The 1,490-nt window shown below is 51.8% G+C and carries 1 protein-coding gene; it reads left to right on the forward strand.

What is annotated here, in order from left to right; translation table 11 throughout:
• The first annotated feature begins 317 nt into the window (after window positions 1-317).
• Complete coding sequence (locus CXF87_RS12015) at window positions 318-1,403, forward strand: OprO/OprP family phosphate-selective porin (protein ID WP_101146777.1); 1,086 nt, start codon at window positions 318-320, stop codon at window positions 1,401-1,403.
• The last annotated feature ends 87 nt before the right edge of the window (window positions 1,404-1,490 follow it).

Consider the following 1,490-nt stretch of genomic DNA (forward strand, 5'->3'; position numbering starts at 1 on the left):
GATAAAACCTGATTTGGTGAAAAACTGCTTCTTCATAATGGATACCTTCGGTTGGGTTTCATTGCTCCAAATATGATTTAGCAAAATTCCTGCCACATCTTATTTATTCTTGTTTATCATAATTATAGAGACAAATCGGCGCATTCTGAGCTTGCCCCCGAAAAACGACCGCAACACCTAGCGCCCCAGAACCTGTCACTGACCCGGACCGGCGCCCTGTTTTGATGCCATTCTCTGTAACTATTCTGTAATCTTTGCCAAGTAGGCTTTAATAGCGCTTCAACACACATAAGCAAACCAAAAAGGTGAGACAGATCATGAGCAAGAAATATTTGGGCTTGGCTTTGGCGATTTCTGCCGCTTCTGCTGCACAGGCCGGAACTGTTACGACCAGCGGCAAAGACCTTGTGATCGATACCGAGAGCGGTATCAAGGTGAAAACGTCTGACAATTCTGCGTCTTTTCAGCTCGGCGGGCGCCTTCAATGGGATTACGACGCCACGCAGTCTGACGCCAACGGTGTTGACACTACCGATTTCGACGTGCGCCGGGCACGCCTCTACGCCAAGGGCCACTTTGGCGACTGGGCGTACAAAGCCCAGTTCAACGTGGCTGAGAGTGATGGCGCCGACGGCGGGAACGCTGAGGACCTGTACATTCGCTACCTGGGATTTGGCTCGACGGCAACCGTGACTATTGGTAAGCAGAAAGAGCCATTCGGCCTGGAACAATTAACGAGTTCAAAAGACATCTCGGCCCTTGAGCGATCCGCCATGACCGAGCGTTATACCCCCGGTCGCAGCGGCGGCATCCAGCTCAGTGGCAAAGGCAGCAACTGGACCTACGGTATCGGCTATTTCGAGGCAGACGGCGATGGCAGCGACGACTTCAATAACACGGCAGTAACCGCACGGGGCACGGTTGCACCCGTTCAAACGAATAATGCTGTTGTTCATCTTGGTGCGGGTTATACCACGCGTGATGCCGACACTCAGGCCAATGAGGTCGATACGTTTAATCTGGAATTGGCCGGCGCTTCCGGGCCCTTCCATGCCCAGGCCGAATATTTCGATTCCGAGGAAGGCCAGGTGGATGTTGATGGCTATTACGTACAGCTTGGCTGGATCATCACCGGCGAAAGCCGTCCTTACAAAGCCGGAGCATTCAAGCGGGTAAAACCGGCATCACCCAAAGGGGCCTGGGAAGTTGTTGCCCGCTTTGAGGATGGTGACGGAAAATACAGTGATGTGGGGCTGGCCACGACCGACGGTGAGCAAACAACACTGGGCGTTAACTATTACGCCAACAAGAATGTTCGACTTGGAATGAGCTACATGGATGGCGAAGAAGCCAATGGCGCTAGCGGAGATGAAGTGCGTGCGAGGTTACAATATGCATTTTGACCGCATGGAGGTCGCTTGAATGAGTTTGCGGCTTGATATAGTTCTTGAGAGTTAATGAAATACTCAGGTTTTGGGCAGATATTAATG

The organism is Halomonas sp. MES3-P3E (assembly GCF_002836035.1).
Lineage (GTDB): Bacteria > Pseudomonadota > Gammaproteobacteria > Pseudomonadales > Halomonadaceae > Vreelandella > Vreelandella arctica.